Raw genomic sequence first — 22,193 nt, forward strand, 5'->3', positions numbered from 1 at the left:
CTCCCTCAACTCAACAGCATCCCCAACTCCGCCGCCGTCATCCCTTCGAGCGGCCCGCCGTCGCCGCTGACAATCGCGTCCGCCAATTTCCGCTTCCGCTGCTGCAACTGCAAAATCTTCTCCTCCACCGTATCGCGGGCCACCAGCCGATATGCAAACACCGGCCGCTGCTGGCCAAGCCGGTGGGCCCGATCGATCGCCTGCGCCTCCGCCGCCGGATTCCACCATGGGTCGAGTAGAAACACATAGTCGGCCGCGGTGAGGTTCAGCCCCGTACCGCCCGCCTTCAAGCTCACCAGAAACAACGGGCACGCCGCATCATGCTGAAAGCGCTCGACGCGCTGCTGCCGATTGCGAGTTTTTCCGTCGAGATACTCGTACGCCACGCCCTGCGCATCGAGTTGCGTCCGCACGATCGCCAGCAAACTGGTGAACTGCGAGAAGACAATCGCCTTGTGCCCCTCGGCGACGATTTCCTCGACCTGCTCCAACAGCGTCTCGAGCTTCGCGCTCGGCTTACTCGCCAGCTTCGCGTCGAGCAGGCCGCCGTGGCACGCCGCCTGCCGCAACCGCAGCAGCGACTCGAGCACATGCATCCGCGCCGCCTTCATCCCCTCCGCTTCCACCTGCTTGAGCAGCGACGCTCGATAGTGCTCGCGCAGCTCGTTGTATCGCTTGCGGTCCGCCGGCAGCAGTTCGACGAACAGCGTCTGCTCCGTCTTCTCCGGCAGTTCCTTAAGCACCTCGTCCTTCGTGCGCCGCAAGATGAACGGCGCCAGCGCCCGCCGCAGCGGTTCGAGCCGTTCCTCCCCGCCGCCGGTGAACGCCTGCAACGTTTTGCTTCGCCCCAGCATCCCCGGGTTGAGAAACTCAAAGATCGACCACAAATCGCTGAGCCGATTCTCGACCGGCGTGCCGGTGAGCGCGAGCCGATGCGCGGCGTTGAGCAACCGCGCCGCCTTCGCCGAAACCGACTGCGGATTCTTGATCGCCTGCGCCTCGTCGAGAATCACATAGTCAAACGGCTGCTCGCGCAATAGCTCAATGTCTTGCCGCATCGTGCCGTAAGTGGTGGCGACAAGATCGGCGTCGGCGAACACTCCCACCCGGTCGTGCCGCTGCGTCCCGGTGTAGTCGACCGCCCGCAACTGCGGCGCGAACCGTTCCGCCTCCTGCAGCCAATTGAAAACAACGCTCTTCGGCGCCACCACCAGCGTCGGTCGGTGCTCCGCATTCCGCTGCCGCTGCGACTGCCGCCCCGCCAGCCACGCCAACACCTGCACCGTTTTGCCGAGCCCCATGTCGTCGGCCAAACAACCGCCGAGCCCAAAGTCCGCGAGGAACGCTAGCCATCCCAACCCTTCGCGCTGATAGCCGCGCAACTCGCCGCGAAAATCAGCCGGCGCCGCGAGCGGCTCCACGCCGGCAAACGACCGCAGCCGATCGCGCACTCGCACGAACTGCCGATCGACTTCGAGCCGAATCTCGTCACCCTGCTCCGCGAGTAGCACGTCGAGCAACATCGCCTGCGACGGCCGGAACCGCAGCTGCTCACCCTCGACCTCCGCCAGCTCGGCCAGCGGCCCCCACCGCGCCAGCCACTCCTCGGGCAGCAGCCCCTGCGAACCGTCGTCGAGCACGACGAACCGCTCCTTCCGCTGCAGCGCCGCCAGCAATCGCGGCAACGGAATCGCCGCGCCGCCAAACTCGACCGACAGGTCGAGATCAAACCAATCAACGCCGCTCCGCACGACCGCCTGCGTCTGCCCGGCCCGCCGCACGGGCCGCCCCTCGGCTTCAATCGCCCAGCCAAGTTCCGCCAGCCCGCGCACGACGTCGTCGAACTTCTTCAGCGGGAACTCGACGTTGCCCGGCGGATCGTAGTAGTAGAGCGGCCGCTGCGGCCCCACGCGCAGTTGCGACAGCTGTTCAATCAGCCGTTCCTCCGCCGCTTCGTGGCGACGAATCACGCGGTTGCCCGCCGCATCAAACACAGTCGGCAACCACGCCTCGAGCCCGACCTCCACCCCGTCGTAATCGAACGCCGCCTCCGCGTAGAGCCGATCGGCTTTGTGATAATGCGGGAACCCCGTTGCATCGGGCGCTGGAAAAATCCGCAGGATGCCGCGCGGCGCCACGTCGACAATCGGCAACGACAACTCCGCCGCCGCATCGCCCGCTTCCGCCGCATCTCCCGCTCGCGGCATGCTCGCATGCCCACCGCTAATCGCGCCCCACCGCCCAACCTGCCACGCCGCGCGCTCGGCCTGCTCCGCCTCAGCGTCGCTCGCCCCCCACGACTCGTCGTCATCCGCATCGTCGTCGAAGTTGCGTTCGAAGCGATGAATCAGCGCGAGCGGAGCGTTCGCTTCGCCCAGCTCCGCATCGAGCCCCGCCGCCAGCCCCTCGGCGTCAATCTTCAGCAGCGCCGCCCACAGATGCTTGCAGAAGTCGCCCCCTTCGTAATAGGGGCAGGTGCAACTCGCCACGACGCCGATCTCAGGCGCCCCCCAACTAATGACGATGCGATACGGCTCGGGCCCGTTCCCCCGCACCGTGCCGACCGCCGAGCGTGCATCGACGCTGCTCCACTGCACCGCCCGCGACCTGAAGTAGTTCTCCCCCTTCGCGCGAACCTTCGCCGTGAACTCACGCAAACAGCGGGCGGCAAGCGACATCGGCGGCGGCACTCGAGCGAAGGGCGATCAAACGCCGCCATTGTCGCAACATCGCCCCATCGCGACCATCCCACTAGCCCCGACCTAGCTAGGTCGGGGCTGCGCGCGGCGACCATCCCCAGCCGCTCGCGGCTTAGCGCGCAACGACGCTCCCCTTCAAGTCGACAACGGCACAGTCAACTCCCGCCGCTCCACCTCCGCCTCCGGAAACAGCCGCCGCAACCGCTCCACCTCAGCCTCCGGCACTTCCTTCGACAGAAAGATCGAGAGGATCGACTCGTCCCCAAATAATTGCCGAATCGCGTTCGGCCGATTCCGCGAGCCTGCGCCGCGATCGCCCGGAATGACGGTGACGTTCGCGTACCCCATCGCATCGTGCAGCGCCCCTTTCCGCCGCTGCACAACGCTCCCCTGCCAAGCCACCGCCGCCGCCACGGCCGTCAACACGAGCGCCATCCGCAAAGTAAACCGAGGCCGCGTCATCCCAAGCTCCCGCCAATAGCCATCTGCCCCGCAGCCACCGTAGGGCGGGTGCTCGCACCCACCTTTACCACGTCAATCTACAAGTGGTCCCAACATCTCAACGCACAGCAGCGTATGCAGCGCAGAAACATTTGCCTAAACGCCGCCTGCATTCTATTACAGACGGCGTTAGGTGGGTGCAATCACCCACCTTACACGCCTACGGCGCGTAACTTCTCGGCAACAATCGCACGACATTGCACACATCCGGAGGATTCGCGATCAACGTCGACGCGATTGAGCCGCTGACCGCAGGAAGGACAGCGACACAGGGCGATCTTGACGACCACCACAATTGACCCGGTGGCCCAGCTCAAGAGAACGAACAGCGTCGCAAACAAAGAAACGGAGATTGCCAGCCTCGCTTCTCGCGGCAGCGTAAGCAATCGCTCAACGAACGCATCTTCGAAATAGACAATGGCGAAAAACGGCGGTAAACAAGCCGCAATGCAAGCGATCGAAAGCGTGACTCGCCTGGAGAACCACTGATAATCCTCGATTGAAAGCGGGCGGACGACCATGCGTTGAAATCGAGCGACCGGCGGCGCCACGCTGGCGGCCGTCAAAACCACCAAGGCCGAGAAGATGCTGCAAGCGCCGACAAACGCTTTAACTCGCGCATTCGGCCCAAGAAAACTCTCGTAGCTAAATGCCAACGCCGACCATGCCGCCACGAGAAACGTCAACAGCAGTAACCATCGCGTGCTGAATTTCCATCGAGTCGCCATGCCAAAACCTAGTGCCACGCTACGGAACTGATCTCCACCGTCCACGCAGGGTAGGTGCTCGCCCCCACTCTACGGTGAGGCCAACGCACTCATCAAAGGGGTGGCCGAAAATCGGTGGCTGCAGTTTAGTCGCCGTTCCGCTAGGCTGAACCACCGACGCCTGGCTCTCGCTGGGGTAGCTGCTGCGCAATTGGAAACGGGCCGAATGCGGGCGGATTCGAGCGGCGCCGCAGCGACGCTCCAGGAGCAGTGGCCATCGGGTAGCCCTGGTTGGCGTACTCGCCTACCAGGACGGCACAGCCGCAAGAGGCTCGTCACTCGCCGCCAGCCATTCACGCACCATCCGCAACTGACAACTGACAACTGACAACTGACGAAACCACCCAACTTACCACGAAGTGTCGCCTCCCAACCACGCAAAAAGGCGACACAAGCAACCTAAAACACGCCCGCCAAACCACTTACAACAACCAGTGTCGTGTCGCCTAAAATCGCATTCACGACACGAGCGACAAATGCGACACGACATTACACGGCACTGCCCAAACGGGTAACGGGTAGCCCCGGTTGGCGTACCCGCCTACCGGGGCGGCGCAGCCGCAAGAGACAAGCCAGTCGCAGCCGGCCACTTACCTCTTACTCTGACTTCACATGTCGACGCGCGGCGACATACCACCCAACGCCCGGACGGCTCCGCCGCATCACTCCCCCCTCTGAACCCCGACCCCTGAACCCTCCCCGCTCGCCTCCCGCTCAATCACCTCCTGCCGACTCTCCCGCCCCGAGTTCAACAACCGCTCCCGCATGTAAAATCCGGTCCCCACTGTCAAGACAGCAGCTAACGCAATGAGCAGGTACGGCACGGCCGCGGCAATCCGCTGCAACAGCGCGTAGTTGGCGAGCGTCCGCTCCACCGCCAACAACGAACGGGCGACCGCTTCCTTCGCGGCGAGCTCCTTGCCGGCGACTTGGTCGGCCTGCCGGCGCGTGTGCACCGATTCGCGGCCGTCGTGTGCATGCCAAGCGTGCGAGGGCGCCGGCTTGAGCGCAGCGGAGTTCTTCACAAACGGGAGGTGATCGACCGATTCGCAGCCATGCCGCTCCCAGCGGTCGATCAACTTGGTGAAGCCGGCGTCAATCCGCCGCACATGCTGATAAGAGGCGGCGTCGATCGCCAGGGTGAGTCGCCCGTCGTTGCGGGCGGCGCCCCAGGCATATTGCCCGGCCAGCGCCCCGGCGAACTGCTGGAACTCGCGAACTTCGTCAACCGTCGGCTGCTTCCCCGGCGGGAAGACGACGTAGCAATAGGAGGACATCCATCGGCCTTTCCTCCCCCCCGCCTCGTACGATACCAGCCTGGCTCGCGAAGCTGCAAGTTTAGGATGAATTTACCTTTGATAATGGCGAACGAAGACCTTCCGGCTAAACTGAGCGACGAGGAACGCGACGGAGCGCGTCGGCCGTTGCCTACAGGGAGTTCGCGCCCGACGGTGCGGCATGCAAGTACGTGAAAGGATTCGCTCGTGCATCGATTGCTTCTAGGTCTCGCGTTGCTGCTGACTAGCCTAACCGTAAACGCGAAGATAGCGGATGCGGCGACGATCTACCGAGCGCCAGACTTATCTAACGGCCGACCGCTATCGCAACTCCGCCTCCTGCCCAACGGCGCGGGCGTCGTGGGCGTTGCCGGCAATGAAATCTTTCAGTGGCGATTGGGCCAGGAGCGCACTGTCATCGGCTCGCTCCCTACCTTGCTTGGCGGTTACGTCGTTAATCCCGTCGCGATCTCCGGCGACGGCGAAGCCATTTTCGGCAACCTTCAGTATCCAGTCGACCCTGGGCGCGAACCCGACGAACTTTGGCGTTTAGCCCCACACCAGGGTTTTCGCTGGACCGCAGCCAACGGCTTGGAAAGATTCACGATGGGACGACCGAACTCAGGAATTGCGCCGATTGCAGCTTCCCATGACGGCTCGACGTTCGTAGGAGTGATGGGATATCAAGAGCAACCCTACTCGCCGCTGCACACTTACACCATGAGATGGTCGAATGGCGCGTTCGAACAACTAGCTCTTCCAAATTACTCCCCCTATCCGGATCTCGTTGCCGAGAGTTGGTTCCTGATCTCAGGAGACGGCAATCGTATCGTGGGAAGCAAGTACGCCAACAACAATGTGAGCGGCGTGTTTCAATGGACGCGCGACGGAGGCGTGCAAGACTGGACGCCTGCAGGCGCCAGCAATCCGGCGGTACTCGCGCTGTCACACGACGGCAACGTCTTCTTCGGGACCGCAACGTTTGCAACCGGCGGCCGGCGCGCCTTTCGGTGGACCGCAAGCAACGGCATGCAAATGCTGGACGAGTTCGATCTGTCTGGCCAAGCGTCAATCGTCACGACGGACGGCAGCATGGTGCTGGGGTTCTCCTCGCACATCGACGAGTCGAAAGCGACGGGCGCGACAATCCGAAAGGCTATCCTTTGGGACAAGGATCACGGAAGTCGTCGAATTTCAGCGGTTCTCGACGACGCCGGTATCGCGTGGCGACATCTTGACTGGTTCAATCCAGACGACGCCAGTCAACTCTCCGCCGATGGCTCCGCCTTGTTCGGCAGCACCACCGCACTGAATTCGCTCGGGCAACTTGAGAGCACGAGCTGGATAATAAAGCTGGCGGTTCCTGAGCCGTCGAGCATCGCGGCGACTTGCCTCTTCGCACCGATCTTCGCCATCCAACGAAGAATGCCTCGCAGAAGTTAGAGCCCGGATTTCCTCGCCATTTCTCGGCATTTTCGGCAGCTGACGGATTAGTCACTGCCGGCCGGGCCCTTGTGGGAGGCCGTTTCGGTGGGCTACGATGGAGCGATTTTACTCGCTAAATGCGAGGCAGCCGGAGCGAGTTGCGATGAGTCTAAGAGAGTCCCGAGGGGCTGAACCCCTCGGCTCGCTTGGTTCGCTGCGGCGCCTGCTGACGAGACGATTCGCTGCCCCCACCTTCAGACGGAAGATATCCCGCCGTGCCCCGACGAGACGACATCAAACGCATCCTGCTCATTGGTTCCGGCCCGATCGTCATCGGCCAAGCGTGCGAGTTCGATTACTCCGGCACCCAGGCCTGCAAGGCGCTGCGCGAGGAGGGGTACGAGGTCATCCTCATCAACTCGAACCCGGCGACGATCATGACCGATCCGTCGACGGCCGATCGCACCTACATCGAGCCCCTCACCTGGGAAATCGTCGAGAAGGTAATCGAGAAGGAGCGTCCCGACGCGTTGCTGCCGACGCTCGGCGGGCAGACGGCGCTCAACCTGGCGATGGACCTCGACAAGCACGGCGTCCTGAAGAAGCACGGCGTCGAAATGATCGGCGCCAACGCCGACGTCATTGACAAGGCCGAGAGCCGCGAGCGGTTCAAGGCGGCGATGGCGAAGATCGGCCTCGGCACTTGCCGCGGCGAGACGGTCACCACGATCGAACAAGCGCGGGCGCTGGTCGAGCAAATCGGCCTGCCGGCGGTGGTGCGGCCGAGCTTCACGATGGGCGGCAGCGGTTCGGCGATCGCCTACAACCGGCACGAGTTCGACGACCTCGTCCTCCGCGGCCTCGACATGTCTCCCACCACCCAGGTGCTGATCGAAGAATCGATCATCGGCTGGAAGGAGTACGAGATGGAGGTGATGCGCGACGTCGACGATAACGTCGTGATCATCTGCTCGATCGAGAACTTCGATCCGATGGGCGTCCACACGGGCGACTCGATCACCGTGGCGCCGGCCCAGACGCTGTCTGACAAAGAGTACCAACGGATGCGCGACGCCTCGCTGGCGGTGATCCGTGAGATCGGCGTCGAAACGGGCGGCTCGAACATTCAGTTCGCGATCAATCCGAAAGATGGCCGGATGATCGTCATCGAGATGAACCCGCGCGTGAGCCGTTCGAGCGCCCTGGCGTCGAAGGCGACTGGCTTCCCGATCGCGAAGATTGCTGCGAAGCTCGCCGTCGGCTACCGCCTGCATGAACTGCCGAACGATATCACCCGCGAAACAAAGGCCTGCTTCGAGCCGACGATCGACTACGTCGTGACCAAGGCCCCGCGGTTTGCCTTCGAAAAATTCCCTGAAGCCGACGACACGCTGATGACGCAAATGAAAAGCGTCGGCGAAACGATGGCGATCGGTAGCACGTTTAAAGAGTCTTTCCAGAAGGCTCTGCGCGGGCTGGAGGTCGGCAGCTTCGGCTTCGGCTGCGACGGCAGCGACCTGTGGGGCACCGACGAACAGCCCGACGAAGCGGAGATTCGCGCGAAGCTCGCGCGTCCCTGCCCGCAGCGGGTGTGGCACATTCGCTACGCCTTCAAAATGGGCATGACCGTCAAGCAAATCCACGAGCTGAGCGGCATCGACCCCTGGTTCCTCGACAACCTCTCCGAGATCGTCGAAACCGAAGAACGGCTCCGCGAGATCGGCGAGTGGGAGAAGCTGCCCGCCGACATCCTGCGGACGGCCAAGCGGTTCGGCTTCTCCGACCGGCAGCTCGCCGTCATTTTCAAGCGGACTGAAACGGAAGTCCGGACGCGGCGGCTAGAGCTCGGCATTCGCGCCGTCTACAAGAGCGTCGACACCTGCGCCGCCGAGTTCGAAGCCTACACGCCCTACTACTACTCGACGTACGAAACCGAAGACGAGGTTCCGGAGAAGAAGCCCGGCACGAAGCGGGTGATGATCCTCGGCGGCGGCCCGAACCGCATCGGCCAAGGCATCGAGTTCGACTACTGCTGCTGCCACGCCAGCTTCGCGCTGCGGGAGCTGGGCATCGAGTCGATCATGGTCAACTCGAACCCCGAGACGGTTAGCACCGACTACGACACGAGCGATCTACTCTTCTTCGAGCCGCTCACCGTCGAAGATGTCCTGAACATCTGCGATCGCGTGCAGCCCGACGGGATCATCGTGCAGTTCGGCGGGCAGACGCCGCTCAACCTCGCCCGCGCGCTGAAGGACGCCGGTGCGCCGATCATCGGCACCAGCGTTGATGCGATCGAAGCGGCCGAAGACCGCGAAAAATTCTCGGCCATGATCGAACGGCTCGGCCTGAAACAACCCGCCAACGGCATCGCTCGCAACATGGGCGAGGCGCGAGCCATCGCCGAGAAGATCGGCTACCCCGTGCTCGTACGACCGAGCTTCGTGCTCGGCGGCCGCGCGATGGAAATCTGCTACGACCAATCGCAGCTCGAGAAGTACGTGGTCGCGGCGTTCGTCGTCGCTCAGGGCCAGCCGGTGCTGATCGACAGCTTCCTCGAAGGGGCGACCGAAGTCGACGTCGACGCGATCAGCGACGGCACGGACGTGATCGTCCCCGGCATCATGGAGCACATCGAAGAGGCGGGCGTCCACTCGGGCGACTCGGCCTGTGCGATTCCGCCGTACAGCCTGCCAGGCCCGGTAGTGAAGGAAATTCGCGACGCCGCCGAAGCGCTCGCCCGCGACCTGAAGGTTGTCGGCCTGATGAACGTCCAGTTCGCCGTGAAGTGGGAAGATTCAAGGCCGATTGTCTACGTGATCGAAGTGAACCCCCGCGCGAGCCGCACCGTGCCGTTCGTCGCGAAGGCGACCGGCATGCCCGCGGCGAAGATTGCCGCGAAGGTGATGGCCGGCGTCAGCCTCAAAGAGCAAGGCGAGACGAAGGATCCGGTGCCGCACCACGTCTCGGTGAAGGAGAGCGTCTTCCCGTTCATCAAGTTCGCCGGCGTCGACATCGTGCTCGGCCCCGAGATGCGGTCGACCGGCGAAGTGATGGGCATCAGCGAACGGTTCTCGATGGCGTTCGCCAAGAGCCAGCTGGCTGCAGGAACGGTGCTGCCGCACCAAGGCAACGTCTTCGTCAGCGTCGCCGAAAAGGGGAAGCCGGCCGTGGTCGACTTGGCCAAGCGGCTGCACGACATTGGCTACAAGATCCTCGCCACCGACGGCACCGCGAAGGTCCTCGAAGCGGCCGACGTGCCGTCGCGGCGGGTGAAGAAGATCAGCGAGGGGCATCCCAACCTGCTCGACTTCCTCAGCGATGGCGAAGTGGCGCTGGTGATGAACACCCCGCGCGGCAAAGGCGCCCGCACCGACGAAGGCAAGATCCGCGCTGCGGCGGTGCAAGCGGGCGTGCCGTGCCTCACGACCATCGAAGCCGCGACCGCTGCAGTCCGAGCGATGGAAGCGCTGCGCGTCGAGACGATGCAGGTCGAGTCGCTGCAGGACCGGTTTGGGAAGTAGCAAACCGCGTTTACATCAGCTGCTGTAGCCGCTAGGACCAAGCGAGGGGTTCAGTCCTGCGCTTCGTACGGCGTCAACATGCGATCAATGCGATCCGTGATCTTGTGAAACTCTGCGTCACGGGAGGCGTCCATAATCCGCAAGGGTGGACGCACATAAATGAATGAGAGCAGCCGGTGGCTGTGCGTCGGCAATTTAGCCGGCTCTGTGTTGAGCCATTCGAATGCGTACTGCTCAACACGAACCCGCTCGGCATCGGTCGCAGGGCTGAAGGCGGATGGCGAAGCCGGATCTGCGCCCATGTAACCGAACTTGATTCCCGCCAGATTCTTTCGGACGAAACTCAGCCGTCTTTCAATGAGCTCGTCATTACGCGTCTTCGCTGGCGCAAACTCGTCGGGCTTCATGTATGGCATGCAATGCAACCATAGTGCGACGACTGTGTTCTGGACCGGCGGCCCTCCCGGGGGCGGGTTCGGAGAAAAGTACTTCACAGGCAACGTTTCATTGGACTCGATCGCGATTTCAAGGCCGCGTCCATCGCCCGCAACGTCGAGCCGCGCGTGCCACCCGTTAGGAATATTCGCATTGAGTTCATCAATAAATTGCTGCGCATCTTGCAGCGACTGTCGGCTATCGACCTCGGCGGCAATTGCGGAAGCTGCCGCACAAAACATGGCAATCATGAAGGCGAGTATCGCGGTTCGCATAGCAGCCGTCTCCATCGCTTTTGTTGGGTAAGCTACTATACCTGCACCTCGCTCCCCGCCGCAAACTTCTTGGTCTAGAGCAGCTGGCGATTCGATCGCGAAGATTAAGCGGCGTGGTCGTTAGCCGAAAGAAGTTGCCGAGCGTCTGCCGGCAAACTAGTCGTCGCCGCCACGCGTAGTGCGAGCACCGCTGCTAAATGGGCGCTGCGTCGATGGAAATTTTTTCGCGCTACACTGCGTTGTGGAATGGCGAGTCGCTGCTAGCAACCGCCTCGCACGCCACACAACATTTTCCGTCTTGCAAACCCCGCTCACGCCACACACTGCGGCTTGCATTCCATGCTAACGTCGCACGGGAACGGGGACTGGTTTAGGCCCGACGAGCGCGCGGCGGAGCGCGTCGAAAAACTTTTTCAGAACTCGTTCAAAGTGCTGTTGACCGGTTCTCGGCATGGCCCTATTCTCCCCCCACACACGACGGACATACGACCGCGAGCAACAACTCAAGAGGCATGGAAGCCGCGAAAGTTTTGCCCTTTCAGGAAACTTCAAATCTTCCTACTCTTCGCCGACGGTCGTCCGACAGGAAGTCGATCAGTCACCATCATACACACAAGGAACACGTGAACGGGTCGATACCAGCGGCGAGACGACGGTTTCGCTGACTTCGACCCTCGCAGCGGCGCCGCGCAGCACGGAAGCTTCGCCCCGCTTCGAATCACTCCCCGGCGTTTTCGAGCCCGACACATCTCGAAAACGTCCGCCCAGGCGCGCAAGCGTGATTGCGTCCAATCGCTCCCGGAAAGGTTTCCGCGTCCTTTGCCCCCCTGGGACGTGAGCTTTTCTGGGAGCTTTTTTTATGCGCCGCTGGAAAGCGGCTAGCGAGGAAGCTGTCAGCGATCAGCTCTCAGCCAGAAGGAAAGCAGACTTAAGTCTAACTAATTCTGCCTGGACCGTAGATGATTGAGTCGCCGGGTCGGCAACTCTCAACGGCGTAGCCCTTCCTGTTTCTCTGGCTGACTGCTGATCGCTGAGAGCTGACCGCTCTTCTCCCACACTCGCCTACTCGCCGCAGGGCCGCTTCGCTACAATCCGGCCCTGCCGCAGACCATTCTACGCACGTCAAGGAAGACGGTTCGATGATGAGGGATGCCGCCGCACGGATGCGGCCGATTGATACGACGCGCGACGCCGAGGCCCTCGCCTACGGCCGCGAAGTGATCCGCGCCGAAGCTCGCGCGCTCGAAGGGCTCGCCGAGCAACTTGACGGCGGGTTTCTCGAAGCCGTCGCAATGATTCACAACTGCCGCGGCGCGGTGATCGTCACCGGCATCGGCAAGGCCGGCATGATCGGTCAGAAGCTAACCGCCACGTTCGCCTCGACCGGCGCGCGAGCTCACTTCCTTCATCCTGCCGAAGCATTTCACGGCGACCTCGGTCGCGTGCACAACGACGACGTCGTGCTCGCCCTCTCGCAAAGCGGCGAGTCGAGCGAAGTCGTCCAGCTGCTGCCGGCGTTCAAACAATTCGGCGTGAAGATTATCGCCGTCACCGCGAATCACACGAGCACGCTCGGCCGCGCCGCCGCGGTGGTGCTGCCGCTCGGCAAACTGCAAGAAGCTTGCTCGCTCGGCCTCGCCCCCAGTACCAGCACGACGGCGATGCTCGCCCTCGGCGACGCCTTGGCGCTGGCCGTCAGCCGGCAACGCGGGTTCCGGGCCGAAGATTTTGCCCGCTTCCACCCAGGCGGTTCGCTGGGCCTGAAACTGAGCGGCGTCGACGACCACATGCGGCCGATTGCCGAATGCCGGGTCGCCAGCGCGAACCAATCGATCCGCGAAGTTCTCGTCACTAGTACCCGGCCGGGTCGTCGCAGCGGCGCCATCATGCTGCTCGACGCCGACGGCCGGCTGTCGGGGCTGTTCACCGACAGCGATCTCGCCCGGTTGATCGAACGGCGCAGCGACGCCGCACTCGATCGGCCAATCAGCGAGGTAATGATCAACGCGCCGACCACTGTTTGCTCAGGCGAGCGGATGACGGCGGCCATCGAAATTTTGACCGCACGGAAGTTCAGCGAGCTTCCCGTGGTCGACCAACTTGGGAGGCCCCTGGGCATGATCGACGTAACCGACGTGGTCGGGATGTTGCCCGAACGCAGCCAGCCAGGCGTGATGCAGATCGAAGGCTACGAAGAGGGTGATTGGGAAGCCCCGGTCGTCCGCCTGTTCGCAGGAGAAGAGGACGAGCAGGAATTCTCTTGGCCCTTCGCCGAGTTGCCGGAAACGGACTGATGGAAGAAGTGAGTAGGTGTCTAGGTGAGTAGGTGATGCGTGGAGAAGCATCGCCCTCATCTTTCTTACTTACTCACTTAAACACCTACTCACCTACGCACTGCTCCCATGAAGCTCGCCCAGCGCTGCGCCGCCATTCGCCTCCTGCTAACCGACGTCGACGGCGTGTTGACGGATGGCGGCGTGATTCTCGACAACGCCGGCGTCGAGACGAAGTGTTTCAACATTCGCGACGGGCTGGCGATTCGGCTGTGGCAGCAAGCCGGCGGGAAGTCGGGCATCGTCACGGGGCGGAGTTCGCAGATCGTCAAGCTACGGGCGGCGGAGTTGGAATTCGACGTCGTGCGGCAAGGGGTGAAGGACAAACTGCCTGAGGTGCAAGAAATCGCCGCGTCGCTGGGCGTGAAGCCGGAAGAGATCGCCTACGTTGGCGACGACCTGCCCGACGTGCCGGCGATTCGCTACGCGGGGCTCGGCATCGCGGTGGGCGACGCACCGGAAGAAGTTCGCGCCGCCGCTGACTACGTGACGAGCGTTCCCGGCGGCAAAGGCGCCGTCCGCGAAGTCGTGGAATTGATCCTGAAAAACACGGATCGGTGGGACGACGTGATTCGGAAATATATGGCATAAAGCCGCGACCGGTGGTCGCGGGCATTTCATTCGACGTTGGTTACCAATTGACGCCGCATTCCGCGACCGACGGTCGCGGCTTTTTGACCTGAACCCCGAACCCTGACGCCTGAACCCTTCCCTGCATGATCACTCGCCTCACGCATGCTGCGATTGCGTTCGCCGTGACGGCGGTGCTCTACCAAGCGTACGTGCTGGCAGTGGCGCCATTCATCGAACCCGCCTGGCGCGTCGCGCAAGCGACCGCTCCGCCGGCGGTCGACGAGATGATGACGCCCGCCGAGGCGCTCCATCGCTATCGCGATCTGCTAACGGCCTACTTCCCGCCCGACCATTGGTGTTTCGCAAAGCCGCCGTTGGCTCTCGAAAACGGCCAGGCGCTGATCATCTTCAGCGAGTACGACGAAACCCCCGACGGCAAACTCGAAGTGCCGCAATGCGCCGTCATCTTCTTCCCGACTGCGCACGCCAAGTCCGACGGCCCGCCGCGCGACGCGATCATCATGGAGTCGGAGCTCGGCGCCAGCTTGCAAATGGAGGCGCAAAAAGGAGACTTCGGCTTCGGCCCCATTCAGCACGGCGTCCTCAACGGCAAGGTCAACATCCGTAGCGACATGCGCGAGCCAGGGCCGGCCGACGACCTGCTGATCAACACCGATAACCTCGTCATCAACGAAGACGGCATCTACACCCGCAGCCCGGTGAACATGCGGCTCGGACCGCACAACGGCTTTGGCCGCGAGCTCGAAATTCGTTTCTCGAAGGCCGAAGGGGGCGGCGGAGGCGGTTTGGGCGGAATCTACGGCAAGCTGGAAGAACTTATCGTCAAACACGACGTCACGATGACGGCTCAACTTGGTCAGCAATCGCTCTTCGACAAGCCCGCGGCATCGCCGCCCGGTCAGCCGGGATCGCCTGCTCCGCCGATCCACATCCAAAGCGCCGGACCTTTTCGGCTCAACTTTAACGCGAAAGTAGCCAGCTTCAACGACCAGGTGCGTGCGCGGCAAACGTATCCCGACGGCAAGCTTGATCAACTGTTTGCCAATGAATTGAAGCTCAATTTTACGACGACGACGAAGTGGAATAGCGAAGGGGACGGCGTCGTTCCGACAAATGGCTCCCCTGGCTTCGATCCGGCCTCGATCGAGGCGTTGGGATCCCCAGTGATCTTGTCGGCTCAGTCTCACGACGCCGCAGCGGAGGGGAAGCGTCTATTTATCAACCTCGGGTTACGGCTGATCAGCCTAGAGGGAGGCGACGAAGTCCGATTGTCGCATCAGGGGTCGGAGATCCATGCGCCGACCGTGCAATACAAGCTCCCCGAGAAAGATTCGGGACGGCAAATCGGCGAGATTACCGCCCGCGGCGGGGCCGGATGGATCAGGGCAATTCCCGATCCCGCGCAGCCGTATCGCGTACTCGATGTTCATTGGGAGGATGCTCTCAACACTCAACGGAGCAACGACGGCCAATTGATCCTAATTCTCGACGGCCGGCCGCGCGTCAATCTCACCGGCACTGGCACGCTTTGGGCCGATCGCCTGGAGATCTTCCTCCGCGAGCTTGCCGCCGGGCCGAATGCAGCCAACGGCGCGAGCGGTCCGCTGGCGAGTTCGGTCGTTCCGGAACTGATTAAAGCGTCGAATAACGTCGCCATCGAATCGTCGCAGCTCACCTGCAAAGTCAATTCGCTGAAAGTTCGCATTGATCACGACAACGCGAACCCCGCCCCGTCGGCTCCGGCTACGGGACAGGTCGTTGCGACGCCGATCAGCACTGGCGGTCCCTCAGCTCCGCCGCCGACTACGCTGCCGGCGAGCAATCCGATCGCTCTCTTCAATCCGAGCGGCGCCGGAAACGGCAAGTCGTACGACATCCAAGGCGTGACGCTCGAACTCGACGTCGCGATGCAGGGTAAGATCACGGCGCTGCGTGGCGTCGACGTCGACGGCAACGTGCTGTTTAAGGAAACATCGCCCGTGGCGCCTGGCGAGCAGCCGATGCGGATCGACGCCGAGCATCTCAAAGTCACCGCCGCCGACACGCCGAACGCGCAGATCGAAATCAGCGGCGGGGGCGGGCAAAACGGCATCCCGCAGCAAATTGCCGAGCTGACCGCCAACGGCGCCAAGCTCCGCGTCCCGGCGATCGCCGTGCAGCGAGGTTCCAGCCAAGCGCAAGTCAACACGCCCGGCGAAGTGCAGTTGCTGGTCGATCGCGACATGCAGGGGAACCAACTCGCTCGCCCGGAACCGGTGCTGATCACCTGGCAAGAATCAATGCTGCTCAACGGCAGCGAGCTGACCTTCCTCGGCGACGTCCGCGTGCAACACAGTTCCGGCTGGTTGACGACGCGGCGACTCGTCGTGCGGACCGTGCAGCCGATCGACTTCGGCGGCGGCAACAATGGACAGCGGCCGCAGCTTGAACAGATCGAATGCTGGGAAGGCGTGCTGGCCGAGTTCGACCAACGCGATGTCACCGGCATCACCTCGCGGCAGCGGATGCAGCTGCAAGCGATGCAGGTCAACCAGCTGACGGGCGAGATCCGCGGCAACGGTCCGGGGACGATCGATTCGATCCATCTCGCGAAAGGCGCCAGCGGGCTGATGGGCGGCAGCGGAGCCGGCGCACCAGCGGCGCCGCGATTGATGAACGAAGAGGTGAAACTCCGCCATTTGCACATCGACTTCGTCCGCGGCGTCGGTGGCAACATGCTGGCTTCGAAAACGGTGAAGGTGATCGGCAACGTCGAGGCGGTTTACGGCCCTGTCGATTCGTGGGACCAGCGTCTGTCGATGTCGCCCGGCGGCGATCCAGGCGCCGATACGGTTTGGATCACCTGCGACGAACTCGGCGTCACTGAGAGCCCGATAGCGCGGATCACGCCCGATGCGGCGCGGCAGGTCGAACTGAACGCACTGGGCAACGTCGTGCTCGAAGGGCAAGACAAGCAAGGCAAACTCTACAACGCCACCGGCGGCAAGGCGATGTACGACCAGTCAAAGGGCCAGTTCATCCTCGAAGGCGATCAGAACCGGCCGGCGACCGTCGAAACGCAAGCGTATGCGGGCGCCCCCAAGTCGCCGCAATCGGCGCAGCGGATTTCGTTCAACCAGAACACGGGGATCGTCGAAGCGCAAGGGTTGCACCATGCGTCGTCGATCAACCCGGCGCCAAAGTAAGCTGCGAGCCAGCTTCCATCCGCATTCTAGCCCCGGGCTTCGCCCGGAGGTCGGCGTGAAGTAGGCGCAACGTACCATCTGGATGGTGCGCAACCCCCGGGCGGAGCCCGGGGCTAAACGCGCAACCGCTCACGTTCCAAACGCTCGGAAATAAACGCCAGCGCCGACTCCAACATCCGCTCGGCGTAGCGCACTTGATCGCTATCGGCACTCGCTTCCAAATCGGCTTCATACGGCACGCCAAGCGAGTAGAGCTTCATCCGCAACCGATCGGCCCCATCGTGCCGCAGGTAATCGGCCGGATCGCTGCAGAACCATTGATGCCGCGGCCAGTTGAGCGGATGAATGTGGAGCGTCGCCGTGTCTTGCCGCGCCTGCTCGGCGTCGCGGTAGAGCGAGTTCAACGTTGGGTCGCCCGCTTCGAGCGCGTGGTGGCAGTCGATCGTCGGAGCAATCGCGGCGCAAATGGGAAACACGTTGGGATGCTTGTAGCTCAGCTTGAGCGCCCCCTGCCCTCCCATGCCGACGCCGAGCAGCGCGATCTGCGGCGGCCGCACATCCCACTGCTCGCTCAGCCACGCGAGGAGTCGCTCCAGCACAAACCGCTCCGTTGATAGCTCCGCATCGAATGGGGGCCAGATGCGATCGGTCCACCAACTTCGCCCCGTGCAGGGAGCGAGGCATCGCAGCCCGCGCCGTTCGACCAGTTGGCTGAACGCCGGCCACGCGTCGACGTCGTCCGCCGCTTCATCATGCAGATAGAGCACCGCGTAGCCGTGCGGCGAAGGGACGCTCGGCTCGAACGCACGGCAGCGATGCCCTGCGATCGAAACGTCGGACCAGAATTCTGACAAATTAGTCATGCAGCTATCGGCGGTTTCTCGCGGCTAGTCGTCGCCGAATCATCTTAACTGGTCGCCAGCGTGCAGTCGCGGGCCTACAATGGCGGGCCTTGCTTCGCCATTCGCCCTCCCACGCCATCGCACCGACGCCTCTAGCCCCGGGCTCCGCCCGGGGGTCGCGCATCATGCCGATGGTGCGTCGCTCCTAGTTCACGCCGACCCCCGGGCGGAGCCCGGGGCTGGAAGATTGAAGTTCAGCCCTGTGCCGATGAAACAACCCCGCACGATCCTGCATCTCACGAGCCGCCTCAACGGTTATGGCGGAACCGCGATGCTGCGCTCGTTGGCGGCGAGCCAGTCGGCTGCGGGTGAACGAGTAGTCGTCGGAGCGCTCACCGCCGAGAAGCTGCCGGCGCACGCACTCCGCGATCAAGGCGTCGCTGTGCAGAAACTCGGTAGCCGCTGGCCGATCGACGTTATTGCGATCGGCCGGCTCGCGCGGTTGCGGCGAAAGCTGGTCGCCGACGTGACGCATGCCTGGGATGTGCGCACGCTGGCCCAAGCGGCGCTCTCGGGGCGACGGCGACCCGGCAGCATCCTCATCGGCTCGCTGTTGGCGACTGGCGAGGCGACGCCCTGGGCCATTCGCGTCTTACGCTCGATCGAGTCGCGCGTCACGGCGTTTACGGTGCCGGAAGAATCGGCCCGCGAGCGGCTGACAAAACTTGGCATCGCGCCGCAACGCATCCATGTGATCGCCCCGGGCGTGCCGCGCGGCGGCGCCGGCGAACGCCCGCACGGACGACGGATGCTATTGAAGGAACTCGGTCTCGGCGACGAATCCAAACTGATCGCCGTCTCGGGACCGCTGCGCCGCCATCGGCAAGTCGACGAAGCCATCTGGGCCTTCGAACTCGTACGGGTGATTTACCCCACGGCTCGCCTATTAGTCGTCGGCGATGGCCCAGACCGCGCGCGGCTTGAGCGATTCGCCGAACAAACGAGCGAACCAGGCTGCGTCCGCTTCCTCGGCTATCGCGACGATTGGCGTCAACTTCTGCCGGGGGTCGATGTCTTCTGGCAACTCAATGCGTCCGTAACGACGCCGCTCGCACTGCTCGAAGCGGGCGCTGCCGGGGTGCCGGCGGTCGCGAGCGATGTTCCGGCCCACCGCGCGGCCATCGTCAACGATCGGACGGGCATGCTGGTGAAACTCAACGACCGCGCCGAAGCGGTGCGCCCGACGAATGATTTGATCGCCAATCCCACGCGAGCGGAGCGGATGGGCCAAGCAGCGGCGGAACACGTTGCCGCAAAGTGGTCGCTCGATGCGACGCTCAGCGCCTTCGATCGCTTATACGAACGATTGATCCCCTAGCCCCGGGCTCCGCCCGGGGGTCGCGCACCATGCCGATGGTACGTCGCCTCTACTTCATGCCGACCCCCGGGCGGAGCCCGGGGCTAGACCGCGTCAGCCACGATCTTTCGCACACGCGCCAAGCACTGCGAAGTGAGAATCTGCGGCGGCATCCAGACGTCGCTCGTCACCGGCACGCCGTGCCCGACCGATCGGCGACGGTGTTCCGATGCGGTCCAAAGGCGGCGAATCTCGGCACACTCTTCAACAATCTGCCGACGGCTCGGCAGATACTGCGGTCGTTCCAGGCGGCTCATACCCCCTCGCTACTGGTGAGTACATCATCGGGACGCGCCATCCTGGGCAGAGCAATGAAGCTCGCCCCGTCGCATGAGCCTCCAGCTGCTACGCGGAGTTAACGCTGACGGGATGAAGAGCTCAGAATGGCCGGACTGCATGAAAAGTTCGCAAGAAACCGCCGGGGCCAGGCAGCTCGCAGTGGCGAAGCAGGTGGTGGGTATCCAGCAGCGGCGACCCGGCCCCGGCAGTCAGGTGGTGAGATCGTTGTAACCGGCGACCATGGAGATTGTGTGTAGGCCGAGCGAAAAATGGGCGAAGATTCCCGTGGCGGCCACCCTCGTTCTCGGCAATCCCCTTAGCCCCCGGTTCTTCAAACCGGGGGCAATTGCCGTTAAACGCCGACGCCCGCAACCGCCCGCACATATTACTTCCGCTGCCCAAATTCTCTAGAATCATCAGCCACGGCCGATCGGCCGAGCACCACGGAGGATGCACGAGATGAAAGACGTTCTGGCGGTCGTTTTGGCGGGTGGCAAAGGATCGCGGCTCGAGCCGCTCACTCGCGATCGGGCCAAGCCCGCCGTTCCCTTCGGCGGCATCTACCGGATCATCGACTTCACGTTATCGAATTGCCTCAACAGCGGCATTCGCAAGATCCTGGTCCTCACCCAGTACAAGGCGATGAGCCTCGCCCGCCACGTCACCAACGGCTGGCGGCATCTTCTCTGCCGCGAGCTGGGCGAATTCATCGACGTCGTGCCCCCGCAGCAGCGGATCGACGAGCAGTGGTACCAAGGGACCGCCGACGCGGTCTACCAAAACATCTACACGCTCGAACAAGAGCGGCCGAAGTACGTGGTGATCCTCGCTGGCGACCACATCTACAAGATGGACTACAGCAAGATGGTCGCCTACCACATCGAGAACGCCGCCGACCTCACGATCGGCGCCCTCCGCGTGACGCCCAAGGAGGCTCGCGAGTTCGGCGTGATGGAAATCGACGCGAGTCGGCGGATTATCGGCTTCGAAGAAAAAGTGCCGAACCCCAAGACGATTCCCGGCGACCCCGACCACTGCCTGGCATCAATGGGCATCTACGTCTTCAACGCGCCGTTCCTGTTCGACCAACTCTGCCAAGATGCGACGTTGCCGGAAAGCGCGCACGACTTCGGCCGAAACATCATTCCGTCGATCATCAACACCCACAAAGTGATGGCGTTCCCGTTCCAAGACGAGAACAGCAAGCAGGACGCTTACTGGAAGGACGTGGGGACGCTCGATGCGTACTACGAAGCCAACATCGAGCTAACGGCGGTCGATCCGCTGCTCAATATGTACGACTACCACTGGCCGGTGCGGACCGACCAGCCGAACCTGCCGCCGCCCAAGTTCGTGTTCGACGAGAACTCGGGCCGGCGCGGCGAAGCCCACGACAGCATCGTCGCCGCGGGGACAATCATCGCCGGCGGGCATGTCACGCGCTCGATCATCGGGCCGAAGAGCCGCGTCGAAGAACGGGCCGAAGTGACCGAGTCGATCTTGTTCTCGGGCGTTCACATCGGCAAAGGGGCGATCATCCGCCGCGCGATCATCGACAAGAACGTCTTCATCCCGGACGGCGCCCAAGTCGGCGTCGATCTGGAAGCCGATCGCCGCCGTGGGTTCGAGGTGACTGAAAAGGGCGTGGTGGTGATCCCGACGATCGACGGGTCGGAGGCGTTGTTCTCGCGGTAGGCCGTCGCTCACGGAGGCTCCATGCAGGTCGCCAGATTCTGGGCCACCGAGAAGGCAGTCGGCTTGAATTCCCAAGGCGTCGAAGTGGAAACGTCGGCCTGGGGTTGGTCGTCGGACAGCCTTGAGGAAGCTCAAGCCCGCGCGAAAGCAACGGCGGCCAGCGTGGTCCGTTGGCTGAGCTCTGATCGCGATGAGTCGTTGCCATCGCAAAGCGAGTACCAGTACCTTGTCGACCGACCGCCTTGCGAGCAGCTGCTCGAAGAGTTTCAGGACGATGCGGGCGAGACTGCGGCGTTGATCACCCGCAACAAGTACGGCAGCCTCGTGCTGAATTGCCGCGATCTGATGTTCGTCGACGTCGACTTCCCCAGTCCCTCCTTCTGGCGAGTCTTATGGTGTAAGTTCCGCGGACAGCCCGTTCGCCCCACGCCTAAGGAAGCGGCGGCAAGAGAGCGAGTCCAGCAGTGGCGCCTCGCCAATCGCCAGTACTCAACCCGCCTCTACGAAACCGCTGCCGGGCTGAGGCTAATCATCGTCGACCGCATGCTAAGCGCCGAGTCCGACGAGTCGCGCAAGATTCTACGGGAGCTCGGCAGCGACCCGCTCTATCAGAAGCTTTGCCAAACGCAAAGCTGCTTCCGCGCGAGACTCAGCCCGAAACCCTGGCGGCTAGGAGTGGCGGCGCCCCCAAAGCGATTTCCGTTCTTCGCCAATGGCGACGAAGGTGGCTTTCGCCAATGGATTGAGACGTACGAGCAGGCCTCGGCGAGTGCAGCGTCATGCAAGCTAATCGACGTCTCCGGCCCGCCGCGAGTCGATCCGGCGCTGGCGCCGCTGCTAGAACTTCACGACGCCATGACCAAAGCAACTTCCGGGCTGCGGCTGGCATAGCAGCGCAGCTAGTCACAGCGATTTTCGTTGTTACAAAAACGTAGGGGAAACCGA

The 22,193-nt window shown here is 63.0% G+C and carries 15 protein-coding genes; 8 read left to right on the forward strand and 7 right to left on the reverse strand.

Going from position 1 to position 22,193, the window contains the following annotated elements; translation table 11 throughout:
• Positions 1–5: 5 nt before the first annotated feature.
• From PLANPX_RS26590 to PLANPX_RS26605, 4 genes are all read right to left on the reverse strand, one after another.
• Complete coding sequence (locus PLANPX_RS26590; protein ID WP_152101647.1) at positions 6–2,678, reverse strand: DEAD/DEAH box helicase; 2,673 nt, start codon at positions 2,676–2,678, stop codon at positions 6–8.
• A gap of 156 nt (positions 2,679–2,834) precedes the next feature.
• Positions 2,835–3,161: a hypothetical protein gene (locus PLANPX_RS26595; protein ID WP_152101648.1), complete on the reverse strand. Its 327-nt coding sequence runs from the start codon at positions 3,159–3,161 to the stop codon at positions 2,835–2,837.
• 191 nt (positions 3,162–3,352) lie between these two features.
• Positions 3,353–3,928 (reverse strand): hypothetical protein, encoded by a 576-nt coding sequence (locus PLANPX_RS26600; RefSeq protein ID WP_152101649.1) that lies wholly within the window; start codon positions 3,926–3,928, stop codon positions 3,353–3,355.
• 701 nt (positions 3,929–4,629) lie between these two features.
• The gene (locus PLANPX_RS26605; protein WP_152101650.1) at positions 4,630–5,244 is read right to left on the reverse strand and encodes a hypothetical protein; all 615 of its coding nucleotides are present in this window, start codon (positions 5,242–5,244) and stop codon (positions 4,630–4,632) included.
• Between the two features lie 207 nt (positions 5,245–5,451).
• Between PLANPX_RS26605 and PLANPX_RS26610 the strand changes: the two genes are divergently transcribed.
• Both PLANPX_RS26610 and carB read left to right on the forward strand, forming a co-directional pair.
• The gene (locus PLANPX_RS26610) at positions 5,452–6,687 is read left to right on the forward strand and encodes a hypothetical protein (protein ID WP_152101651.1); all 1,236 of its coding nucleotides are present in this window, start codon (positions 5,452–5,454) and stop codon (positions 6,685–6,687) included.
• 257 nt (positions 6,688–6,944) lie between these two features.
• Positions 6,945–10,193, forward strand: a complete 3,249-nt coding sequence (gene carB / locus PLANPX_RS26615; protein ID WP_152101652.1) for a carbamoyl-phosphate synthase large subunit — start codon at positions 6,945–6,947, stop codon at positions 10,191–10,193.
• A gap of 50 nt (positions 10,194–10,243) precedes the next feature.
• Here the strand turns inward: carB and PLANPX_RS26620 are convergent, their stop codons facing one another.
• Positions 10,244–10,903, reverse strand: a complete 660-nt coding sequence (locus tag PLANPX_RS26620; protein ID WP_152101653.1) for a hypothetical protein — start codon at positions 10,901–10,903, stop codon at positions 10,244–10,246.
• A gap of 1,139 nt (positions 10,904–12,042) precedes the next feature.
• On the opposite strand from PLANPX_RS26620, the gene PLANPX_RS26625 reads away from it, so the two are divergent.
• The 3 genes from PLANPX_RS26625 to PLANPX_RS26635 all read left to right on the forward strand — a co-directional run bounded on the left by PLANPX_RS26625 (position 12,043) and on the right by PLANPX_RS26635 (position 17,015).
• Positions 12,043–13,197: a KpsF/GutQ family sugar-phosphate isomerase gene (locus PLANPX_RS26625; protein WP_232536256.1), complete on the forward strand. Its 1,155-nt coding sequence runs from the start codon at positions 12,043–12,045 to the stop codon at positions 13,195–13,197.
• A gap of 108 nt (positions 13,198–13,305) precedes the next feature.
• Entirely contained in the window at positions 13,306–13,827 is a 522-nt protein-coding gene (locus tag PLANPX_RS26630) for a KdsC family phosphatase (RefSeq protein WP_152101654.1), read from the forward strand.
• A gap of 125 nt (positions 13,828–13,952) precedes the next feature.
• Entirely contained in the window at positions 13,953–17,015 is a 3,063-nt protein-coding gene (locus PLANPX_RS26635) for a hypothetical protein (protein ID WP_152101655.1), read from the forward strand.
• Positions 17,016–17,128: 113 nt separating this feature from the next.
• Here the strand turns inward: PLANPX_RS26635 and PLANPX_RS26640 are convergent, their stop codons facing one another.
• A complete protein-coding gene (locus tag PLANPX_RS26640; RefSeq protein ID WP_152101656.1) occupies positions 17,129–17,878 on the reverse strand; it encodes an alpha/beta hydrolase-fold protein in 750 nt (249 codons plus the stop codon).
• 247 nt (positions 17,879–18,125) lie between these two features.
• Between PLANPX_RS26640 and PLANPX_RS26645 the strand changes: the two genes are divergently transcribed.
• Entirely contained in the window at positions 18,126–19,235 is a 1,110-nt protein-coding gene (locus PLANPX_RS26645; RefSeq protein WP_172992351.1) for a glycosyltransferase, read from the forward strand.
• A gap of 83 nt (positions 19,236–19,318) precedes the next feature.
• Here the strand turns inward: PLANPX_RS26645 and PLANPX_RS26650 are convergent, their stop codons facing one another.
• The gene (locus PLANPX_RS26650) at positions 19,319–19,531 is read right to left on the reverse strand and encodes a hypothetical protein (protein ID WP_152101658.1); all 213 of its coding nucleotides are present in this window, start codon (positions 19,529–19,531) and stop codon (positions 19,319–19,321) included.
• Positions 19,532–20,012: 481 nt separating this feature from the next.
• Between PLANPX_RS26650 and glgC the strand changes: the two genes are divergently transcribed.
• Together glgC and PLANPX_RS26660 are read left to right on the forward strand one after the other, a co-directional pair.
• Positions 20,013–21,248 (forward strand): glucose-1-phosphate adenylyltransferase, encoded by a 1,236-nt coding sequence (gene glgC, locus PLANPX_RS26655; RefSeq protein WP_152101659.1) that lies wholly within the window; start codon positions 20,013–20,015, stop codon positions 21,246–21,248.
• 21 nt (positions 21,249–21,269) lie between these two features.
• On the forward strand, positions 21,270–22,139 hold the full coding sequence (locus tag PLANPX_RS26660) for a hypothetical protein (protein ID WP_152101660.1): 870 nt from the start codon (positions 21,270–21,272) through the stop codon (positions 22,137–22,139).
• The last annotated feature ends 54 nt before the right edge of the window (positions 22,140–22,193 follow it).

Source organism: Lacipirellula parvula, from assembly GCF_009177095.1.
GTDB lineage: Bacteria > Planctomycetota > Planctomycetia > Pirellulales > Lacipirellulaceae > Lacipirellula > Lacipirellula parvula.

Coding starts and splice junctions, on each gene's coding strand:
- PLANPX_RS26640 (WP_152101656.1), bottom strand. CDS start 17,878: ATGACTAATTTGTCAGAATTCTGGTCCGACGTTTCGATCGCAGGGCAT.
- PLANPX_RS26595 (WP_152101648.1), bottom strand. CDS start 3,161: ATGACGCGGCCTCGGTTTACTTTGCGGATGGCGCTCGTGTTGACGGCC.
- PLANPX_RS26635 (WP_152101655.1), top strand. CDS start 13,953: ATGATCACTCGCCTCACGCATGCTGCGATTGCGTTCGCCGTGACGGCG.
- PLANPX_RS26630 (WP_152101654.1), top strand. CDS start 13,306: ATGAAGCTCGCCCAGCGCTGCGCCGCCATTCGCCTCCTGCTAACCGAC.
- PLANPX_RS26650 (WP_152101658.1), bottom strand. CDS start 19,531: ATGAGCCGCCTGGAACGACCGCAGTATCTGCCGAGCCGTCGGCAGATT.
- glgC (WP_152101659.1), top strand. CDS start 20,013: ATGAAAGACGTTCTGGCGGTCGTTTTGGCGGGTGGCAAAGGATCGCGG.
- PLANPX_RS26645 (WP_172992351.1), top strand. CDS start 18,126: ATGAAACAACCCCGCACGATCCTGCATCTCACGAGCCGCCTCAACGGT.
- PLANPX_RS26625 (WP_232536256.1), top strand. CDS start 12,043: ATGATGAGGGATGCCGCCGCACGGATGCGGCCGATTGATACGACGCGC.
- PLANPX_RS26605 (WP_152101650.1), bottom strand. CDS start 5,244: ATGTCCTCCTATTGCTACGTCGTCTTCCCGCCGGGGAAGCAGCCGACG.
- PLANPX_RS26590 (WP_152101647.1), bottom strand. CDS start 2,678: ATGTCGCTTGCCGCCCGCTGTTTGCGTGAGTTCACGGCGAAGGTTCGC.
- PLANPX_RS26660 (WP_152101660.1), top strand. CDS start 21,270: ATGCAGGTCGCCAGATTCTGGGCCACCGAGAAGGCAGTCGGCTTGAAT.
- PLANPX_RS26620 (WP_152101653.1), bottom strand. CDS start 10,903: ATGCGAACCGCGATACTCGCCTTCATGATTGCCATGTTTTGTGCGGCA.
- PLANPX_RS26600 (WP_152101649.1), bottom strand. CDS start 3,928: ATGGCGACTCGATGGAAATTCAGCACGCGATGGTTACTGCTGTTGACG.